This window comes from Billgrantia hypersalina (genome assembly GCF_052584175.1).
In genome coordinates this window covers 344,011-362,647 of the sequence record NZ_JBMIQI010000011.1, presented here as the reverse complement: position 1 = coordinate 362,647, position 18,637 = coordinate 344,011, and the positions used below count along the sequence as shown (strand labels likewise).

The window sequence follows — 18,637 nt, the reverse complement described above, 5'->3', positions numbered from 1 at the left end:
TTATGGATGTCGCTCGACGATTGAACGGCAGGCGCGATCTCTGGACAGCGGGTCCAACAAGCCAATAACCCAATCGCGCACGGCGGCGATGGCCGACTCCTCAAGCCGCTCGGGAGGGTAGACGAGCTGGAAGGGGGCAGCCTTGATTTCGGGGCCGAACGGCTGGACCAGGCGGCCCTGACGCAGCTCCTCCTCGATCAGGTACCGGCTCATCAGGGCTACGCCCTGCCCGTCCAGGGCAGCGGTGATGCCGTGGGTCTCGTCGGAGAACAACAAGCTGGCGCTGATATCGAGCCCTGGCACCTGGACCTGGCGCTGCCAGGCTGCCCAGTCCACCGGCGTGGGCGAAGAGAAGTGGAGCAGCGTATGGCGCACCAGTTCGGCGGGCTCACGCAGCTTTAGCGCTGGACTGCAGGCCGGCACGAAAACGTTGTCGAACAGCTTCTCGTTGACCAGCCCCGGCCAGGGTCCCTCACCATAGCGAATCGCCATATCGGCGGTGACACCATCCAGGGCGACCGCTTCGTGGGAGACCTGAATGCTCAGGTCGATCTGCGGATGCGCATCGCGCAGCAGGCACACCCAGGGCAGCAGCCAGCGCGCGGCGACGGCCGGCGTGGTGGAGAGCGTTACCGCCTGCCGCACCGGCGGCCGGCGCAGCTTGGCCACCGTCTCGGCGATGGTATCGAAGGAGTCGCTCAATACCGTCAACAGGGCCTGCCCCTGAGCCGTCAGTATCAACTGGCGCGGCCGTCGTACGAACAGGGTGACTCCCAGGCTCTCCTCGAGTTGGCGGATCTGATGGCTGATCGCCGTCGGCGTGACCGAGAGCTCCTCGGCCGCCCGCTTGGCGCTGAGATGCCGCGCCGCCGCCTCGAAGGCGCGCAGGGCGGAAAGGGAGGGCAGTCGTCGCGGCAACATGGCTGAATTTTATTTTCCATTAGTGAAAAAGAATTGTCGGTTGTCGACCCGCAACAATTGAGGCTTATATGAAACAAGCCGGCAAGCACGGCTGAGAACAATTCACCCAATTAATCCTACACCCAGCGAAGGAGAAAGCCCATGACACGTCTACTTCACCTCGATGCCAGCCCACGGCCCGGACGTGCCGGCACGCACGACCACGGCTCGCATAGCCGCCGCCTGACCCATCATTTCGTCTCCCGCTGGCAAGCGCTGGAGCCCGCTGTCGAGATCGTTTATCGCGACATCGGTGCCACCCCGCCGCCGCTGACCAGCGTCGAATGGATCGAAGCCGAATTCACCCCCGCTGAGCAAAAGACGGAATCGATGCAGGCCGCGCTTGCCGAAAGCAATGCGCTTGTCGATGAAGTCCTTCAGGCCGATATCCTGGTGCTCGGCGTGCCCATGTACAACTTCGGGCCGCCAGCCGCCTTCAAGGCCTGGATCGACAATATCGTTCGCATCGGCCGTACCGTCGATTTCGACATGGCGTACGGCGCCCACCCCTACGTGCCGCTGGAACACTACGTACCGCTGCTGGCCGACCGCCCCCGTCATGCGGTACTGCTCTCAGCACGCGGTGGATTCGGTTTCGATCGACAGGGCCCGCTAGCTGCCTTCAACCACCTGGAACCGAGCGTGCGCACCGCCTTGCAATTCATCGGCATCGGCGGCTTTCACGACATTGCCATTGAGAATCAAGAGGAAGGTGGCGAGGCGCTGACGGCCTCGACGAAAAGCGCCCTGGCGCGCATCGACCGGCTGGTCGAGGGCTTGCACGCCGAAGTGACTAGCGTTCCGCTGCCAGCATGAGGAGATCGTCTCGAAGCGCTCGGCCGCTTTGAAGCAGTTGAGCGCTCCGCTCCGCTCCTCTCCCAGCATGGTAAAGCGCTTGGGGAAAATACGGCTGAGCAAATTGATGATAGGTGGGTTCGCTCTTTCCGGGCTCGCTTCAGAGCAAGGTTGATCAGTCTGTTATTGAGCCACACGTAGCCTAACATACCCGTGTAGGCAGCCAGCTGAGTGTACTGAGCCAAGTGGGAGAGCGTGCTGGGCGGCACACCGTGGGTCATAGGCGAGAGGTCTTGTTAGTCAACACGGCATTGTGCTGTCACATGGCCAAGGGATATACATCACTGCGCATATAGAGTTACATGAAGACCCCATGATTCTCCGCTCTGATCGTTACCTGAGAAGTCTAGGCGAAACATGCATCTGTTTCTTGGCACTTTTTAGCCGTGATATACAGCTTGAGAGACCGCATTTTGGTAACCACGTATTATGAGAAAAGAAAATTATTACCTGTACCTTAGTTCAGGTGCAAAACATGCTTTACTAGGTTAAAACACTATTACAAATCCTGCAACAGTGACGCCATGTTATGAATAGCTACGATGTAGAGCTTTACAGATATTGCGAAACCCCCTCGAGAATTAAAAACACTTTGTACAAGCAAAGAAAAAGCCAATTTATAGATAGACTTAACTGGTCCATTGAAAGCTATAATGGAAGCGAAGCAGAATCCGACCAATTCGATACGAACGGAACATACTATCTGTTGATTAGAGACTCGGTTGACATACAGGGGAGTGTACGATTGCGTCCATCGCAACTTAAGAATTTGAGTAGCGTTCATTTTTCTTGGCTTACAGATAGCGTACGTGTTCGCAGCACCTACACTTGGGAAGCAAGTAGGTTTACAATCAATCCAATTTACAAAAAGTCGAGAAAGCATAAGAAATGATCAGGTATAGTTGATGACAGAACTATTTCTCTTTTTATTTTTATGCTCAGCTTCGCCCTCCAAAAAGAAATTAAAAATTATGAGGTAATAGTGAATAAACAAATGAAAAAAATACTCATGCTAGCTGGATGGGAGCTGGAGGTATTATCGACAGGAAAAACGGAAACAAAAGAAAAAATATACTACGGCTTGCTTCCATGTACAAAAGCATGCTACAAATCAATATCCTCTAAATACTATGCGAGCCAATCTACAAGCTAATCTTCGATTAACAGATTCATAGCCAAGGCCTTCGCGATCAGCTGCTTTGCATTGGCTGCATTAAGTTTTTTGGCCATGTTATTCATATGAAATTTTATAGTCCTTTCGGATACACCAAGAATGGCAGCAGTTTCCCAATATGTCTTCTCTTGTGAAACCCATAAAAGACACTCTTTCTCGCGAGAACTTAAGCGCACCGTGTTAAACTGCTGCACGTCTTGAGAAAAATAATTGTGCGCCATAATAGAGAGCAATCTCAACAAGAGACAATTTTGCGATATGCGCGCCTCAAAATCTGTATCGCTGCGGCCCACAGAAAGGTGGAGTGAACCAAAGCTGCACCCTGGATTATGCATGGGGATGGAATACCCTTTTTCAATACCATAGTCTTGAGCCAGCTCGAATATTTCCGACTTACTCTTTACATGCGCTGGTATATCTCCCCAAAAAAAAGGTAAGGAAGATCGAGATGAAAGTAGCATGACCGGATCAGCTCTATAATATTTCTCGTCTTTGTAAATATCTACCCAGGCACGATCATAATTTCCAAAAATATAAATATCGCTCACTTGCCCAAGAGATAGAGATGTGTAAACATAAGCATACTTATTCACACCGCAGCTCTGCAATATTTCTTCAAAGAGAGAAAAAAAATCAGATTTCTTAGTAATGCTATTTAACTGCTCAATTTCGTAAAGCATACACCCTCCTTTCCACAGTAGCATATCATCGCATGTATCCATATGGACAACAACTATGCCATCGAAGCTCGGCATAATAAATCTAAGCTGCTTAGGCTATAGCCTATGGTGCAGCCAATAGAATGAAAGAACATGACAAAGCTCTGTCTCTAGCCTTCCCAAGAAACGCCGCCTCAAGTCGGGGTGGAGCTCATCAATCCACTTTCCAAGCATCTCGACACGCGAATACCCCAGCGCCCTTGTGGTTCTGGTGAGGCAACGACCAAGGCTGAGTTAGCGATCAACCGCCCTTTGCTTCTGTTGGATCGAGCACTTCGGCTTAGGACGAGGTTTCTTCGACAGACCACCGGTTTCTAGGAGCACTACCATCGTCATAGGCTTTCCCTCATGGCACTCCAACTAGCGGACAGTTGCGGCCGCGCTTTTGCCGTACGTGATGTTGAGCTGCACAGCTCTCATGCGGTCTTTGGATAGTTGAGCTTTCTCCGATATAGCTCAAGACTCCGTCCGCACCATCTCTACGGACTTATAGCTCCGGCGCTGACATGGACGGGCCCGGCCTACAGATATCGCAGACTGCCAACGGGTGAGAACCCTAAGACGCGACAGCGCATCCTGCGGCTGTGAGGCTGCCAGATACGCAAGCGAACCCTGGGTTGCCCGCCTCTCGCCAGGAGTATGCCAGTGATCGCCTCATGCCGGTAATAGCGCTGAACCACCTATCCGAGACAAGGTTGGAGCGGCAAGGTTCGGCGAGCAAGCTTGCCGCGGAGCATGGACTGTCCACATGGAAGTACTTGGCTGCCATATATCATCAATTGACAACAAGACCTCAGAAGCTGTGCTGGACGAAGCCCTAATGAATCAATTAGGAACCCAGAACAAATTCACCGGGCTGTGGCGCTGACAACAGAAACTCAAGGGCGATTTCTAATATTAATTTCATGTTATCACTCATATACTAAGAATCATCCCAGTAAAACACAAAACAATATCTATGATAGCAATACCAATTCGCCTATCCTTTCGTCAACCTCCTCAATCGCTTACAGTCCAAAACAAAAAATTAGCGTCCTGCTGTCCATAAACTCTCATCCCACTGTACTATAGGACAGTTTTCTAAACATATCCAATTTGATATAAATGCATAAACAATAAGTGAAGCTAAAGCTATTGTCACGAATCAGGAAGGGGCAAAACAAAAATGAAGCCACAGGAGGATCCAAATGACAAAACCGCTTATTGACTTTTAACATCCACACCACGACCAACGTGTATTGACGAATATTATTTTAAAAATAAAACATGAAATTAAAAATCTATTTATTGCGCCCGAAACTCGGTTAAATAAATAAGTATAAATAACATAACTACGGATTGTTCAAATTATTTCATGAAGCTTATACAACGCATAAGCTCAAGGATGAAAAATGGAAACCTCTTCAAAATCCAGCCATACAAGAATCGGTTTGATCGGCGGTATCGGGTCTAGAGCCTCGATAGCTACATATAGCTTACTTATGGAGAAACTTTCTGAAGATTCGCGTGATGTTGTTATTGTCAACCTTCCGATTGAAAACATCTTCGAGTATATGTCAGATCAAATTATGGAGACTGTATATCATTCTGTAGAACAATTGGCAAATGTCGGGGCTAAGCTGATCGGCATTCCATGCAACACCATACACAAACATGCAGAAAAAATCTCCAAACAATGTTCGACACATGATGTGACTTTTGTTGATATAGTTAATGAGTCAGCATCAATGATACTAAAAAGGGGGTATAAAACTGCTGGAATAATCGGAACACCAATAGGCATAGATTTATACATGGCATCTTTAGAGTCAGCAGGAATAGAAGTATCAACACCGAGTTACCAGCAACAAGAAGTGGTCAATGACATCATTAGAATGGCGCTAACAGATGATTTTCATCAGAGCAAGGGACAAAGAAGAATAGAGTTAGAAAAAATTGCTACTGACTTTTTGTCAAGGGGAGCAGATTGTATCTTACTAGGATGCATAGAGCTCCCACTTTATTTCGAGAATGAGATTCCTGAAGGATATGTCTCAACTATTCATGCCCTAGTGAGTGGGCTGGTCGAACGTATACAAAATAGGGAGGATGTATGCGCGTAGGATTGTTATTCGGTGGCTGGTCTTATGAGGCTTTTTTGTCAGCGACACCAGCAATTGAGAAATCACTAGTTAGAAATGGGCATGAAGTTGTTTTGATTAACTGTGCCAACGAAATGTTACCCGCAATATTAAATGACAGCAAAATTGATGTAGCTTTTCTTTCTAGCCATGGATATTATCATGAAGATGGCAGACTGCAAAGTTTATGCGAATGGATCAACATGCCATATACAGGTGCAAACCATTTTGCTTCTGCATTATGTATGAACAAAGAGCTATTTAAGCATGCCGTCGAGAAATTCTCGACTTTCAAACCGCTGTACTTAAATATTAGTTCTTTAGAAGATTTAAATAATCCCGATATTGATCAAGTCCTCTCCCTAGGCAAAGCTATAATTAAACCACTTTTATCTGGTGCCTCGATAGGAATCAGAATAATAGAAAACAAATCTCAGCTTGAGCAGGGCCTAATAGAAGCGCTATCTAATTACGGCGAGTTTATTTTTGAACCTTTTATTGAAGCTGGGAGAGAGTACTCAGTTGTAGTACATGACCTACATGGCGAAGTTGAGGTTATGGATATTTGTGAGATATTAACTAACGGAGTTTTTTTTGACTTTGAAATGAAAAAACGGATATAAGGGAATAACAAAGGAAATTCCAGCAAAGCTCGATAATAAGTTAGAAAATGAGATGAAGGATCTATCTAAAACCATTTACGAAAGAATGGGAATTGACAGTGTGGCACGGGTAGACCTCATTGTTGATTCTTACAATAGAATCAATGTGCTAGAGGTAAATACGTTGCCAGGATTAATGCCTCAATCAGTGGTTCCAGCCGTGTTCGATAAGCAGGGTATGTGCTACGATCACCTAATTGAAATGATACTAATGCGATCCTTTTTGCCCAAAAGGTTTAATTCAATAAAATTATATGATAAACAGCCTGAACTGTCTAACGATGTTGTGATGTGAAATATGAGTTTTCCTCACGCAACAAGCTCTCAAATGAAATGCGCGAATTGTTAATGGTTCGGATCCTATCCATGTTCCGTCCGGCGTGGATCGGATCCGTCTCTAAACGTAAAAGCCCTTATACGGGAAAACAAGATGTATAGAAATACAATCACTGAATTATTAAGTGCCGGATGTTTTCAAGTGACACCCTAAACTCCCTGAAGGATTTAATAACTATAAATTCTTACCCAAAAATTGATTTAACCTTGAGATTGAAATGAAACGGATAACGTTTGGCAACTTTCTCTCAAAACATAATGTCAGCAGAGCCAAATTGACGAGTCTAAAAAAAATACTCATTCCTGGAATGCTTGTTGTGTTATGGGCTGGCAACTGGCCCGCCTCACAAATTGCACTTACTGAGATGCCACCTATTACCTTTCGGCTGGTGACACTTTGGGGTGGCGCCATGGTTATGGTAATTATTTGCTTTAAGGCAGACGAGAAAATTTTTGTCCCATTAAAAGAGTGGCCTCTTCTTTCTTTGCTAGCATTTTTAAATGTTGGGTTGTTCAACATACTGTCGGCATTTTCAATAGCCGTTCTGGAGGGTGGCCGAGCCGCGCTGATAGCTTTTACCATGCCAGTATGGGTTACCATTATCCAATTACTACTGGGTGAAAGGTATCCGACTTATCAACTAGTAGCACTGGGAGCGGGAATCGCTGGCATTTCTCTAATTACATATTCGGTACTTGTAGACCCTGGGTTTAGCGCAACTGCCGCAGGTCTCATGACAATTGCTGCCCTCTCATGGGCGACTGGCTCAGTTATGTTGGCTCGGAGTCACCTTACTGTAAACGGGAAAGCTTTGACCATGTGGATGTTGCTTATCAGTGGATTTATGACGATATTCCTGCTGCCAATTCAAACTCAGCCACTATTAAGCTTCCCGGCAGACACTAAGGGTTGGCTAGGACTTGCCTATGGCACCCTGATAGGCATGGCAGTATGTCAAGGTTTATGGTTCTATTTACTAGCACAGATCGAAACGGCTAGGGCTGCCCTAATCTTGCTTGCCATACCTCCGGTTGGCACACTATTGAGTTGGTATGTGCTTGGCGCGGCTCTAAGTGCTCTGGATGCGCTAGCCTTACTTTTGTTACTTATTTCAGCCTTACTGACTGTCGGGCTCGTAAAGCCAGCCAAAGCCTAGATCTCTTATACAGTCAATTTTGATAAAACCGCTCTTGAATTTGTCTGCCGGAGAGTAAGGCAAAGGAAGATCGACATGCTCATCAAACAAGTCCCCAGCACCGCTGCTCCTCTCAGGCTGCTGCTGGAAGCAGACCCTTCGATAGATACCATCAAGCGCTACCTCGAACACTCGACTTGCCATGTCGCGACACTCGAGGGGGAAAACGTCGGCACTTACGTTGTCCAGCCCATAGGCGAAGGCGTTCACGAACTCATGAACATTGCCGTCGCCCCGGCACACCAGCGCAAGGGCATCGGCAAGCGGTTACTGGATCACGCCGTCGCAACGGCTCGGGAAGCGGGTGCTCAGCGCCTCGAGCTTGGCACCGGCACTTTCGGTTACCAGCTCACGTTCTATCAGCGTGCGGGGTTCCGGGTCGTTGCCGTGGAGCGGGACTATTTCCTCGCTCACTACCACGAACCGATCTACGAGAATGGCATCCAGCACAAGGACAGGCTGCGGCTGGCTCTCGAGTATTAAGGCAGGAGGCCGCCACTCTCAAAGGCCGGTGGGGATATCCACATAGTTGACGATCATTTTTTCCTCATCGAACAACAGCACGCCATATCCGGGCGATTCATCACTGCGTAAAAGGCGCTCGGCCTGCATATCGAAAGCGAACTGCGTGTTGGTGCTCTTCAAGGTCGCGAAGGGATGGCCGAACCATCGGCCCGAAACGTTGCGGTGCACATGACCGCAGAAGAGATATATTGGCGCACGCCGTGTTTGTAGCAGCGCTTTTAGCCCCTCACTATCCAGCAGCCTCAGCCGATCGAGCGCAGGCACACCGACTTCCATCGGGGGGTGGTGCAGGAAGATTGCCACCGAGCGATCTGCTGCCGACTCGAGCTGAGCTGCCAGCCAGTCGAGCCGGAAGGAGCAGAGTTCGCCATGGTGCCCCTGGCCTGCCTGGGTATCGAGATAGATCAGGCGAGTCTCACCGATATCGTCGCCGCCCTGAACGAAGCCCCCTGCCATGGGTACATCAGGAAACGCCTCATGCAACGCAGTGCGATCGTCATGGTTGCCCACCAGTAACCGACAAGGTATAGGCAACGTTTCCAGCTCTTCGCGCAGCAGCGCATAGGCACCAGTATTGTTCAGGTGAACGAGATCGCCGGTCAGCACGAGCAGCTCCGCATCCGCATGTTTGTGGCGTATTTCGTCCAGGCAGTACCTGAACCGCCGCCAGGAGTCGGCTGATGCCGAAGCTGGCGGCATTTCAAGTTCGACGAGGTGAGGGTCCGTCAACCACAGCACTTTGTGCATGGTGTTACTCCGATGCCTGGGCCACCGCCGCCTTGTCCGTCAGCGGGTCGGCCTTGGCGCCGGCCGCCTCTCGGCGCTCCGAATAGCGATCCACCAATGTTTCGGCGTGGGGCCGCAGCAACAGGGTGAAGCGCACCAGCTCTTCCATCACGTCGACGATACGGTCGTAGAGCGGCGAGGGACGCATGCGCCCGGCCTCGTCGAACTCCTGGTAGGCCTTGGGCACGCTGGACTGGTTGGGGATGGTGAACATGCGCATCCAGCGCCCCAGCAGGCGCAGGGTGTTCACCGCATTGAACGACTGCGAGCCGCCGCTGACCTGCATCACCGCCAGGGTGCGCCCCTGGGTGGGCCGCACCGCGCCCATGCTCAGCGGCAAGTGATCGATCTGCGTCTTCATCACACCGGTGATCTGCCCATGGCGCTCGGGGCTGCACCACACCTGCCCCTCCGACCAGATGGCCAGCTCGCGCAGTTCACGCACGGCGGGGTGATCGTCGCCCGCCACCTGGTCCGGCAGCGGCAAGTCGGAGGGATCGAAGATCCGCGTCTCGGCGCCGAAATGACGTAACAGCCGCGCCGCCTCCTCCACCGCCAGCCGCGAGTAGGATCGCTCGCGCAGCGAGCCGTAGAGCAGCAGGATGCGCGGTGGATGGCCTAGCGGATCGGGCAGGCCCTGCCCGGGCCACTGGCGAGCGAAGCGCGCATCGAGCGCCGGCAAATGGTCGGGATCGTTCAGCGTGCGCAGTCTCATGTGGCAGTCCTCATGGAGCGGTGTTGAAGCACGTGCAGCGCCCCCAGGGCGGCGAGCCCCAGCGCGGCGGAAAAGAGTAGCGCCTGGGTACCGAAGCGCTCGATCAGCAGGGCAAAGGCCAGCGGTGCCAATGCCTGGCCGAAGCGCGCCGGCACCATCAGCACACCCTGGCGCAGCCCGTAGCCCTGCGGGCCGAAGATGGCCAACGGCAGCGTGCCCTTGGCGATGGTGAGAATGCCGTTGCCGGCGCCGTGCAGCAGTACGAACAGCGTGGCCAGCGGTGCCCCCAGCGTCATCATGCCAAGCGCGCCCAGGGGATGGGCGACCACGGCCAGCTTGGCCGAGAACAGCGGATGAAAGCGCTGCAACAGCGAAAACTCGAGCAGGCGAGCCGCCACCTGGGCCGGCCCCACCAGCGCCGCAGCGGCGATGGCCCCGGCCGGCGACAAGCCGGCGATCTGCAAAAGCCAAGGCAAGTGCGCTGCCATGCCGGTACTGACGAACCAGGTCACGGCGAAGACGAAGGCCAGCAGTGCCATGGGCAGCAGGGTCGATTCCGCTTCGCCGGTCGCGGACTCGGCGTGAGGAGCAGAGGGTTGAATGCCGAAGGGTATCAATAGGCGATTGAGCGGCAAGCCCAGCACGAGGTGCACTATCGCCCAGGTGAAGCAGGCGTTCTGCCAGCCGAATTCCGCATTGAGCCAACCCGTTATCGGCCAGCATACGGTGCTGGCAAAACCGGCCAGCAGGGTAATGCCGGTAATCGGGCCGCGCGCCCCGCGGCCGTAGAGCCCCGCCAGGGTCGAGAAGGCCGATTCGTACAATCCCATGCCCATGCCGACGCCGATCACCAGCCACCCGGCCCACAGCATCACGGGACCCGCGGCCAGCCCCAGCAGCACCAGGCCCATCGCGAAGACAAGGCTCGAAACCGTCAGCACGTCGCGCCCGCCGAAGCGGTCGATGCGCCGCCCTACCGCCGGCCCCAGCAGCGCCGACACCACCAGCGCCGAGGAGAACGCCGCGAATACCGTACCCGTAGACAAACCGAGATCCTGTGCCATGGGCACGGCCAGAATGGCCGGCAGGTAGTAGGTCGAGCCCCAGGCAAGCGTCTGGGAAACGCCCAAGGCAATGACCACTCGATTACGTGAGTTCATTGCATACCTCGGTCATCGAGGTATTCGGAGCTGAAAAAGCTCATTGCGCTCATCCCTTCCCCTCCTCCCGCTTCGACGAGGCCCCACTTGCCATGCGACGGCTCTCGACAATGCAATCCGTGGCCTCGAGCCAGGCATCCACCGCGACCTGGAAGGCGTCCCGCCCCTTGGCCGTCAGGGCATAGACCTTGCGCGAGCGGCCCTGCACCACCTCTGCGGTCGAACTCAGGTAGCCACCCGCCTCGAACTCGTTGAGCATCGGATAGACCGTTCCCTCCGACGGGCTGCAGCAGCCCTTGGTGCTCCGCTCCACGGCCTGCACCACTTCATAGCCGTGCATCGGCTTGCGATGCAGCACGCTGAGCACGAAGAATTTCGACAGCGACATTTTGATCGTGCCGCGCCAGTACGAAGGGTCGCTGTAGTCGGGGATCCTGCGGCCGGGGGCCGCTTCGGTTTTCGCCTTGGTCATGGCAGAAACGTATACCTCGATGATCGAGGCGTCAAGTGCATTGGCAATCACCCTATAATTTCCCTTGACCCTCACGCGACGTGAGCCTCCAGCCTGTATCTCGCCTGGACGAGAGGAGCCCTTGATGTTGTTACGTATCGGTGAACTGGCCAAGCGCAGCGGCCTTACCGTAAGAACCCTTCACCACTACGACGACATCGGTCTGCTCGTGCCGTCCACGCGCTCCGAAGCCGGCTATCGGCTGTACAGCCGTCGGGACATTGCGCGCCTGCACCATATTCAGGCGCTGCGTTCCCTGGGCATGTCGCTGGCCGACATTGGAGATCTACTGGGCCGGCCGGAACCGCCCCTGGCGAATATCGTCGAGCGACAGATCGGCATGCTGGAAGAGCGGATCGCGCAGCAGAACCGGCTGCGAGATCGCCTTCAGCGGCTGCATCGCCAGCTCGTCGACGCCGAAGAACCGGATCTGGCCGAATGGCTGAATACACTGGAGTTGATGACGATGTACGACCGATATTTCTCGCGTGACGAACTCGACCGCCTATCCCTTTATCAGGCCGATACCGATCGTCAGGCGGAGTGGAACGCCCTGATACAGCAGGCCGAAGACCTGCTGCAGCGAGGTGTCTCTCCTGCCACCGCCGAGGCTCGGGACCTGGCGACGCGCTGGATGGCCAAGCTCGAGCGAGACACCGCTGGGGATCCAACGCTGCTCGATAAGCTGAATATCATGCACGCCAACGAACCCAGGGCTCAGGAACAACTGGGTATCTCGACCCAAGTCTCGGATTACGTGCTGCAAGCCTTTGCCGAGAGTAAGCTGGTCATTTACCAACGGCATCTCTCGGATGAAGAGTTCGCATTCATGCGTGAGCGCTATCCGCAGTGTATGCAGGAATGGCCGCCGTTGATGGCCCGCCTGCGGCAGCAACTAGAGAAGGGCTCGGCCCCCGAGGATCCAGCCGTTCAACGGCTTGCCCAAGAATGGCTGGAGTTGCTGCGCCGTTTTGCCGGCGACGACCCGGCAACCCACCGCAAGATCCGCCAGGCCAACGAGCAAGAACCGGCACTGAAGGACAGCATCTGGATGGACGAACGCATGAAGGCATATCTGGAGCGGGCGATCGCCCACCTGACGTCGACTTGACCCACTCGCGGCCGGCGCCTTTGGCGCTGGCTGCATATCGTTCTCGTGCCCTACTACAGCTCACGCTTCCAGCCCTGGCCCACAAGATCCTTGCCCTTTTGCCAAACAAGTCAACGACGCCTGGCGCAGTGATTTCCCACTCTGTCGAATCCAGCCCCTTCAGGACGACTATCTCGTGCAGCAATAAATAACAGGAGAAGTCCTCATGTCAGCGCACGATGAAACATCCCACCCCGTCGTTCCCCGAGAAGAATGGCTCGCCGCCCGCAAGGAGCTACTGAAAAGGGAAAAGGCGCTCACCCGCTTGCGCGACGACCTGAACGCCAAGCGCCGCACCTTGCCGTGGGTGATAGTCGAGAAGGAGTACACCTTCGATACGCTCGAAGGCCGCAAGACCCTCGCCGAACTGTTCAAAGGGCGCAGCCAGTTGATCGTCCATCACTTCATGTTCGGCCCCGGCTGGGGAGCGGGCTGCATCGGTTGCTCCTTCACGGCCGACCACATCGAAGGCACACTGGTGCACCTCGAGAATCATGACGTCAGCCTAGTGCGAGTCTCGCGTGCTCCATTGGCCGAGATCGAAGCCTATCGCCAGCGCATGGGCTGGCAGGTGAAGTGGGTCTCCTCGCATGGCAGCGACTTCAACTACGATTATCAGGTCGCGTTCCGGCCCGAGGAGATCGCCAAGGGCGAGGTCACCTACAACTACGCCACGAGCAACGTCTCGATCGAGGATCTGAGCGGCCTCAGCGTGTTCTACCGCGATGCCAGCGGCGACATCTTCCATACCTATTCGATCTACGGACGCGGCGACGAACTCGTCGACAGCACCTATATGCTGCTCGACATGACGCCCAAGGGCCGTAACGAAACAGACCCATCGCAACCTGATGGACTGGGTGAAACGCCACGACGAGTACGAATTGGCAGATCAACCAAGAGCGTAATGCCGCTGCACGTGGCCCCAGATACCCCATAGCGCCGCTGAGCTATCGGAGCCCTCATAAATGGTATTGAAATGTCAAGATATGGCTTTGGGTTGCCTAAACACCATAACGATGAGGGTCAATGCCAGGAGGGTGGTGATTACCAACGTATAGCCGAAAGCGGCTTGAAACCCCTGGTTAAGAAGAGCCTCATCAGAAAAAGCTTGGAGAAAAACAATACCGACTGCCACCGTACCTAGTGCGTATCCTAACTCAAAACTGGTATTGAGCAAGCCCGAAGCGGACCCGACTTCGCCCTGAGAAACATTGCGCAAGCTGAGATAATTAATACTTGGTTGAACTAAGCCCATGCCAATTCCTGAAAGAATGGAACCAGGAATCAACCACCAGATATTGCTTTCGACTCCTCCCATTGCAACAACGATAAACAAGAAACCATACGCTAAAATCAACATGCTATTGCCTATCAGGATCAAGCGTTCGGTACGCTGCGAGACGAATTTCCCGACCCTCAGTGCTGTGACTGAAAAAGCCAACGCAAGAGGCATAAAGATAAGACCGGAGGTCAAAGCCGAATGACCAAAACCATCTTGAATGGTTAGTGGAAGAGCCAAGAAGAGAGCCGCATTGCTTGCATAAAATGCCAACGCCATGATATTGCCACGAACGAAGCTTCCGTTGCGAATAAGCGAAAGCGTGACCAGCGGTGTCAGCCCACTTGCTTCTCGAAGGCCTTGCCAGCGTATGAATACCCACATCATGATAGGAGATAGCATAATTCCCAGGGATGCCCACCACGGCCACCCCTGCTCCGCACCAAACGTTAGCGGAGCGACCACCAACATCAAGGTGAATGTCAGCAGAGCAACACCAATGAGGTCGAGTCCGGGCCTCGCCCCTGCAGGCGCCTTGCTTTCAGGGACAAAACGCCTAGCCACAGCCAGGGCTATCACGCCCACAGGCACATTGATGAGAAAGATAGTTCGCCATCCGAGGTCAAGCGGATCCAGTGCAATGAGAGCACCACCGGCCAACTGAGCACCAGTGGCCGCGACTCCTGAAACGAAAGCGAAGGCACCAAACGCCTTGCCGCGCCCCATATCATCAAAGCAGACCTGGATGATTGAAAAGACCTGAGGCATCATCAAACCGGCTCCAAGGCCCTGCGCGATGCGCATCGAAATGAGAGTATCGGCATTGGGCGCAAGGCTTGCGACAAGTGAAGCCATCGTAAACAGCAAAACTCCTCCCATAAAGACCCGCCGCCTACCATAGAGGTCACCAAGGCGACCGCCAGTGATCAACGTTAAGCCAAAGGTCAGATTGTAAGCGGCAAGGATGAGCTGTATATCGGCGGTACTGGCGCCAAGCTCTCCACGTATGGTTGGCGCGGCTACGACGACTATGAAGACATCGAGGATGGCCATGAAGGCCGCTGAGAGGATAACCCAAAGTCCCATCCATGGATTTTGCACGGTTGGCTGCTCAATAGTCATTGATGTCCGTTCCATTCGAATACTCCCGAATTGCCTGAACTCAAGCCTTAACGTATTCTTTCAGGAAGAGAGTAATAAGGTGTTTGTTATCAGGGAATAAAGTATCCCCCCATGGAGTACTACAACTGAAAGCTGAAGATAGATATCAACTTGCTCAGTTCCTCAAGAACCGACGAGCCAGGGTTAGCCCCGAGGATGTAGGACTTGCCTGGGGGAGTCGCAGACGCACGCCCGGCTTGCGGCGCGAGGAGGTTGCCCTGCTCGCTGATATTTCAGTGGAATGGTACAAGTGGCTAGAGCAGGCCCGTGACGTGAGGGCATCCGCGAAGACCTTGGAGCGGATCGGGGTCGCGTTGCGTCTCGAACCTACCGAGATACGCCACATGTTGCATCTCTCCGGGCACATGCCGGACGAAAATTCTTCACTTGCTGAAAGCGAGGGGGTAAGCAAACGGCTCCAGCGAGTCCTGGACGAACTATTGCCCTGCCCAGCCTATATCCACGGCAGACGGTGGGATGTGCTAGCGTGGAACGACGCCACTGAACTGGTTCTAGGAGACCTTCGTGCCCTAAAGGGTGTTGAGAGAAACTGCTTACATATGGGCTTGGTGGGGCCTGTCCGAAGCAGAATTCCAGACTGGGAAGAGCACGCCAAAGGGCTTATCGCAGCATTTCGAGCTGATTATGCGCGCCATCGAGACGTGTCATGGTTCGACGAACTTATATCGACTCTTTCGCACCAGAGCGCTGAATTCGCGAGCTGGTGGTCCGAACCCACGGTCCGCGGTTGGCAAGATGGAATCAAACTCTTTCTTCATCCACGTCTTGGAGAGCTCGCATTTGAATACTCAGGCTTTGACCTTGCCGACGAGCGGTTGAAAAACCTGCGCCTTGTTACCATGCTTCCTGCCGAAGGAACTGATACGCGCGCACGGCTCATTTCGGCTCTCCAGGATCAACACACTTGAAAACATCATCACACCTCTCTCTAAAATCCTGCTAGCAAAGCGAGCCTCCATAACGCCGCCGCACGTGGTCGAGATAGCCACCCGGCGTCAGCCCGGTCACAGCCTTGAAGTCGTGGATGAAGTGCGATTGGTCGAAGTAGCCCGCCGCCAAGGCGGTATCGGTCAGTGAGACGGCTGTCCCGCCCTGCTTGATCAGCTCGCGGCTATGGGCAACGCGCAGCAGCCGAGCATAGCGCTTTGGCGTGAGCCCCACGCGCTGTAGGAATAGCCTCTCCAGGCGGCGCTGGCCGAAGGGTAACTCTGCTGCCAGCTCGGCGATGCTGGCCTGGCCGTGGCGCAGCTGCAGCCAGTCCAGCGAAGCCGCCAGCGCCGGCTCCTCCTGCGCCCCGTGCCGCCACAATCGTTTCAGCAGATAGCGTTCGAGCAGCGCGATGCGCCCTGCCAGGTCGGGCCACTGCCATAGCTGCTCGTGCAGCGCCTCGAGCTGGAGCCGACGCAGGACGTCGCCTGGTATCAGCTCCGCCCCAGCCAGGCGGGATAACGCCTCGCCGACAAAGGTAAATCCCCTGCCAGGATGGAAACGCACGCCGAGCAGATCGAGATTCGCCTCTGTCTGCATTTGCGCCGTGCGCAGCTTGGGACCGTCGACCCAACAGGCGCCGGAGATGCTTTTACCGTCGCGTTCTAGCGACCCACCAAAGCTGAACAAGAGCCCCATGCCGCCGTCCGGATGCAGCAGCTCCACCCCCGATGCCTCGCTGCCGATCCGCCCCTTGGCCTGCCAGAAACACTGCACGTAGGGACGCAACGCCGCACAGGGGGCGAAGCGCTTCAGCGTCAGGCCGCCAAGTGCCGGCGAAGCAGGCCGAAAATCTCCAATGCCGCTGCTGTCGGCCCGGTCAGGCTTGAGGTCTTTTCTCATATTCGTAACCGTTCAACGAAAGGAAAGCGCGCCTGGAGGTAGCGTTGCCGCGGGCATCGCGGGCAAAAGCACCGAACTGATATCAGCAGAAAGTCGAACGATTCGCTGATTCTCGCTGTACAGTAGAGTCACCCATTTCTCAATTACTCATTCATCATACTAGCGGAGCAGCATATGGATACAACGCGGATACTGGTTGTCGGCGGCGGCGCCGGCGGGTTGGAACTGGTCACTCGCCTCGGCCGGCGCCTTGGGCGACGCGGCAAGGCCGATATCACACTGATAGACCGCAACAGCACACACATCTGGAAGCCGCTGCTCCACGAGGTCGCTACCGGGGCACTCGATTCCAGCATCGACGAGATTTCCTACCAAAGCCATGCCCAGCTCAACGGCTACCGCTTCCAACGCGGCACGCTCGAAGGTCTCGACCGCGAGGCCCGCCAACTGCGCCTGGCCCCGGTGCTCGACGATCATGGCTACGAGGTGCTGCCGGCGCGTACGCTGGACTACGACCTGCTGGTACTGGCATTGGGTAGCGTCAGCAACGACTTCGGCACTCCCGGTGTCGCCGAGCACTGCCATTTCCTCGACAGCCCAGCCCAGGCCGAGGCCTTCCGCCACGACATGCTCAATACCTTCCTGCGCTACAGCGATCCCGAGCGGCGCCAGCATCCGCGTTTAACCGTCGGCATTGTCGGTGCCGGCGCCACCGGCGTGGAGCTGGCGGCAGAGCTCTACGATGCCTCGCGCATGCTGCACAGCTATGGGTTCACCGAGATGGACAGCCGCCAACTCGAAGTGCACCTGATCGAAGCGGCCCCGGACGTGCTGCCGGCCCTGCCCGAGCGCATTCGCGGCGCCGTGCGTACCGAGCTGGAGCGCCTCGGCGTACAGGTACACACTGGCACTCGTGTGGTATGCGTGGAAGAAGGTGCCATCGCCACCGCCGATGAGCGGCGCATCGAGACGGATCTCAACGTATGGGCTGCGGGCATCAAGGCACCGGACATGCTGCACGAACTCGGGCTGACGCTGGAGCGCAACCAGCGGATCAAGGTCGAACCGACGCTACAGAGCGTCGACGACCCCAACATCTTCGCTTTCGGTGATTGCGCCAGTTGCCCGCAGCCGGACGGCAGCGTGGTACCGCCGCGGGCGCAGGCCGCCCATCAGCAGGCGCAGCGGCTTTACAAGAACCTGCTCGCCCGGATCGACAACGGCACGCTCAAGCCGTTCCGCTATCGCGATCGCGGCTCGCTCATCTCGTTGGCTCACTTCGAAGCGATCGGCAGCCTGATGCGTGGCGCCTCGGCACGTAGCCTGTTTATCGAGGGGCGTCTGGCCAAGTTCTTCTACGCCTCGCTCTATCGCATGCACCAGCGCGCCATCCACGGCACGGCCAAGACGGCACTTATTCTGCTCTCGGACGGACTCAACCGCTTCATCCGTCCACGCATGAAGCTGCACTGAG

The 18,637-nt window shown here is 54.8% G+C and carries 18 protein-coding genes and 2 pseudogenes; 12 read left to right on the top strand and 8 right to left on the bottom strand.

Annotation, left to right across the window (positions count from 1 at the left end):
- Window positions 1-921, bottom strand: coding sequence for a LysR substrate-binding domain-containing protein (locus ACOJCM_RS08775; protein ID WP_445211677.1), 921 nt, complete (start codon window positions 919-921; stop codon window positions 1-3).
- Between the two features lie 141 nt (window positions 922-1,062).
- Between ACOJCM_RS08775 and ACOJCM_RS08770 the strand changes: the two genes are divergently transcribed.
- Window positions 1,063-1,776, top strand: a complete 714-nt coding sequence (locus ACOJCM_RS08770; protein ID WP_445211676.1) for an FMN-dependent NADH-azoreductase — start codon at window positions 1,063-1,065, stop codon at window positions 1,774-1,776.
- Between the two features lie 568 nt (window positions 1,777-2,344).
- Window positions 2,345-2,968: pseudogene (locus ACOJCM_RS08765) on the top strand (acyl-homoserine-lactone synthase).
- Here ACOJCM_RS08765 and ACOJCM_RS08760 read toward each other — a convergent pair.
- A complete protein-coding gene (locus ACOJCM_RS08760) occupies window positions 2,965-3,669 on the bottom strand; it encodes a LuxR family transcriptional regulator (protein ID WP_445211675.1) in 705 nt (234 codons plus the stop codon). The pseudogene ACOJCM_RS08765 and the gene ACOJCM_RS08760 sit on opposite strands and share 4 nt — an antisense overlap.
- A gap of 1,430 nt (window positions 3,670-5,099) precedes the next feature.
- Between ACOJCM_RS08760 and ACOJCM_RS08755 the strand changes: the two genes are divergently transcribed.
- The 5 genes from ACOJCM_RS08755 to ACOJCM_RS08735 all read left to right on the top strand — a co-directional run bounded on the left by ACOJCM_RS08755 (window position 5,100) and on the right by ACOJCM_RS08735 (window position 8,505).
- Window positions 5,100-5,810 carry an aspartate/glutamate racemase family protein gene (locus tag ACOJCM_RS08755; RefSeq protein ID WP_445211674.1) on the top strand — a complete coding sequence of 237 codons (711 nt, stop codon included), beginning with the start codon at window positions 5,100-5,102 and terminating at the stop codon, window positions 5,808-5,810.
- On the top strand, window positions 5,801-6,451 hold the full coding sequence (locus ACOJCM_RS08750) for a D-alanine--D-alanine ligase family protein (RefSeq protein ID WP_445211673.1): 651 nt from the start codon (window positions 5,801-5,803) through the stop codon (window positions 6,449-6,451). The genes ACOJCM_RS08755 and ACOJCM_RS08750 overlap by 10 nt, the downstream gene beginning before the upstream one ends.
- A gap of 4 nt (window positions 6,452-6,455) precedes the next feature.
- Window positions 6,456-6,785 (top strand): hypothetical protein, encoded by a 330-nt coding sequence (locus ACOJCM_RS08745; protein ID WP_445212069.1) that lies wholly within the window; start codon window positions 6,456-6,458, stop codon window positions 6,783-6,785.
- Between the two features lie 259 nt (window positions 6,786-7,044).
- On the top strand, window positions 7,045-7,983 hold the full coding sequence (locus tag ACOJCM_RS08740) for a DMT family transporter (protein WP_445211672.1): 939 nt from the start codon (window positions 7,045-7,047) through the stop codon (window positions 7,981-7,983).
- Window positions 7,984-8,058: 75 nt separating this feature from the next.
- Entirely contained in the window at window positions 8,059-8,505 is a 447-nt protein-coding gene (locus ACOJCM_RS08735; RefSeq protein ID WP_445211671.1) for a GNAT family N-acetyltransferase, read from the top strand.
- Between the two features lie 18 nt (window positions 8,506-8,523).
- Here the strand turns inward: ACOJCM_RS08735 and ACOJCM_RS08730 are convergent, their stop codons facing one another.
- The 4 genes from ACOJCM_RS08730 to ACOJCM_RS08715 are packed head-to-tail and all read right to left on the bottom strand — an operon-like array spanning window position 8,524 to window position 11,731.
- On the bottom strand, window positions 8,524-9,294 hold the full coding sequence (locus tag ACOJCM_RS08730; RefSeq protein WP_445211670.1) for a phosphodiesterase: 771 nt from the start codon (window positions 9,292-9,294) through the stop codon (window positions 8,524-8,526).
- A gap of 4 nt (window positions 9,295-9,298) precedes the next feature.
- Complete coding sequence (arsH, locus tag ACOJCM_RS08725) at window positions 9,299-10,048, bottom strand: arsenical resistance protein ArsH (protein WP_445211669.1); 750 nt, start codon at window positions 10,046-10,048, stop codon at window positions 9,299-9,301.
- On the bottom strand, window positions 10,045-11,208 hold the full coding sequence (locus tag ACOJCM_RS08720; RefSeq protein ID WP_445211668.1) for an MFS transporter: 1,164 nt from the start codon (window positions 11,206-11,208) through the stop codon (window positions 10,045-10,047). Before ACOJCM_RS08720 ends, arsH begins: the two co-directional genes overlap by 4 nt.
- A 49-nt stretch (window positions 11,209-11,257) precedes the next feature.
- Window positions 11,258-11,731 (bottom strand): PadR family transcriptional regulator, encoded by a 474-nt coding sequence (locus tag ACOJCM_RS08715; RefSeq protein ID WP_445211667.1) that lies wholly within the window; start codon window positions 11,729-11,731, stop codon window positions 11,258-11,260.
- Window positions 11,732-11,804: 73 nt separating this feature from the next.
- Between ACOJCM_RS08715 and ACOJCM_RS08710 the strand changes: the two genes are divergently transcribed.
- Together ACOJCM_RS08710 and ACOJCM_RS08705 are read left to right on the top strand one after the other, a co-directional pair.
- Complete coding sequence (locus tag ACOJCM_RS08710; protein WP_445211666.1) at window positions 11,805-12,830, top strand: MerR family transcriptional regulator; 1,026 nt, start codon at window positions 11,805-11,807, stop codon at window positions 12,828-12,830.
- 205 nt (window positions 12,831-13,035) lie between these two features.
- The gene (locus tag ACOJCM_RS08705; protein WP_445211665.1) at window positions 13,036-13,809 is read left to right on the top strand and encodes a DUF899 domain-containing protein; all 774 of its coding nucleotides are present in this window, start codon (window positions 13,036-13,038) and stop codon (window positions 13,807-13,809) included.
- Between the two features lie 42 nt (window positions 13,810-13,851).
- Here the strand turns inward: ACOJCM_RS08705 and ACOJCM_RS08700 are convergent, their stop codons facing one another.
- Complete coding sequence (locus tag ACOJCM_RS08700) at window positions 13,852-15,288, bottom strand: MFS transporter (protein ID WP_445211664.1); 1,437 nt, start codon at window positions 15,286-15,288, stop codon at window positions 13,852-13,854.
- A 68-nt stretch (window positions 15,289-15,356) separates the two neighbouring features.
- Between ACOJCM_RS08700 and ACOJCM_RS08695 the strand changes: the two are divergent.
- Window positions 15,357-15,644: pseudogene (locus ACOJCM_RS08695) on the top strand (helix-turn-helix domain-containing protein); the annotation flags it as partial.
- Window positions 15,645-15,656: 12 nt separating this feature from the next.
- A complete protein-coding gene (locus ACOJCM_RS08690) occupies window positions 15,657-16,241 on the top strand; it encodes an MmyB family transcriptional regulator (RefSeq protein WP_445212068.1) in 585 nt (194 codons plus the stop codon).
- A gap of 31 nt (window positions 16,242-16,272) precedes the next feature.
- Here ACOJCM_RS08690 and ACOJCM_RS08685 read toward each other — a convergent pair whose 3' ends face one another.
- Window positions 16,273-17,163 carry a helix-turn-helix domain-containing protein gene (locus ACOJCM_RS08685; protein WP_445211663.1) on the bottom strand — a complete coding sequence of 297 codons (891 nt, stop codon included), beginning with the start codon at window positions 17,161-17,163 and terminating at the stop codon, window positions 16,273-16,275.
- Between the two features lie 174 nt (window positions 17,164-17,337).
- On the opposite strand from ACOJCM_RS08685, the gene ACOJCM_RS08680 reads away from it, so the two are divergent.
- Window positions 17,338-18,636 (top strand): NAD(P)/FAD-dependent oxidoreductase, encoded by a 1,299-nt coding sequence (locus ACOJCM_RS08680; RefSeq protein WP_445211662.1) that lies wholly within the window; start codon window positions 17,338-17,340, stop codon window positions 18,634-18,636.
- The last annotated feature ends 1 nt before the right edge of the window (window position 18,637 follow it).

Bases quoted from the DNA above. Each gene is read 5' to 3' on its own strand.
- ACOJCM_RS08775 (WP_445211677.1), bottom strand. From the start codon at position 921: ATGTTGCCGCGACGACTGCCCTCCCTTTCCGCCCTGCGCGCCTTCGAG.
- ACOJCM_RS08770 (WP_445211676.1), top strand. From the start codon at position 1,063: ATGACACGTCTACTTCACCTCGATGCCAGCCCACGGCCCGGACGTGCC.
- ACOJCM_RS08760 (WP_445211675.1), bottom strand. From the start codon at position 3,669: ATGCTTTACGAAATTGAGCAGTTAAATAGCATTACTAAGAAATCTGAT.
- ACOJCM_RS08755 (WP_445211674.1), top strand. From the start codon at position 5,100: ATGGAAACCTCTTCAAAATCCAGCCATACAAGAATCGGTTTGATCGGC.
- ACOJCM_RS08750 (WP_445211673.1), top strand. From the start codon at position 5,801: ATGCGCGTAGGATTGTTATTCGGTGGCTGGTCTTATGAGGCTTTTTTG.
- ACOJCM_RS08740 (WP_445211672.1), top strand. From the start codon at position 7,045: ATGAAACGGATAACGTTTGGCAACTTTCTCTCAAAACATAATGTCAGC.
- ACOJCM_RS08735 (WP_445211671.1), top strand. From the start codon at position 8,059: ATGCTCATCAAACAAGTCCCCAGCACCGCTGCTCCTCTCAGGCTGCTG.
- ACOJCM_RS08730 (WP_445211670.1), bottom strand. From the start codon at position 9,294: ATGCACAAAGTGCTGTGGTTGACGGACCCTCACCTCGTCGAACTTGAA.
- arsH (WP_445211669.1), bottom strand. From the start codon at position 10,048: ATGAGACTGCGCACGCTGAACGATCCCGACCATTTGCCGGCGCTCGAT.
- ACOJCM_RS08720 (WP_445211668.1), bottom strand. From the start codon at position 11,208: ATGAACTCACGTAATCGAGTGGTCATTGCCTTGGGCGTTTCCCAGACG.
- ACOJCM_RS08710 (WP_445211666.1), top strand. From the start codon at position 11,805: ATGTTGTTACGTATCGGTGAACTGGCCAAGCGCAGCGGCCTTACCGTA.
- ACOJCM_RS08705 (WP_445211665.1), top strand. From the start codon at position 13,036: ATGTCAGCGCACGATGAAACATCCCACCCCGTCGTTCCCCGAGAAGAA.
- ACOJCM_RS08700 (WP_445211664.1), bottom strand. From the start codon at position 15,288: ATGGAACGGACATCAATGACTATTGAGCAGCCAACCGTGCAAAATCCA.
- ACOJCM_RS08690 (WP_445212068.1), top strand. From the start codon at position 15,657: ATGTTGCATCTCTCCGGGCACATGCCGGACGAAAATTCTTCACTTGCT.
- ACOJCM_RS08685 (WP_445211663.1), bottom strand. From the start codon at position 17,163: ATGAGAAAAGACCTCAAGCCTGACCGGGCCGACAGCAGCGGCATTGGA.
- ACOJCM_RS08680 (WP_445211662.1), top strand. From the start codon at position 17,338: ATGGATACAACGCGGATACTGGTTGTCGGCGGCGGCGCCGGCGGGTTG.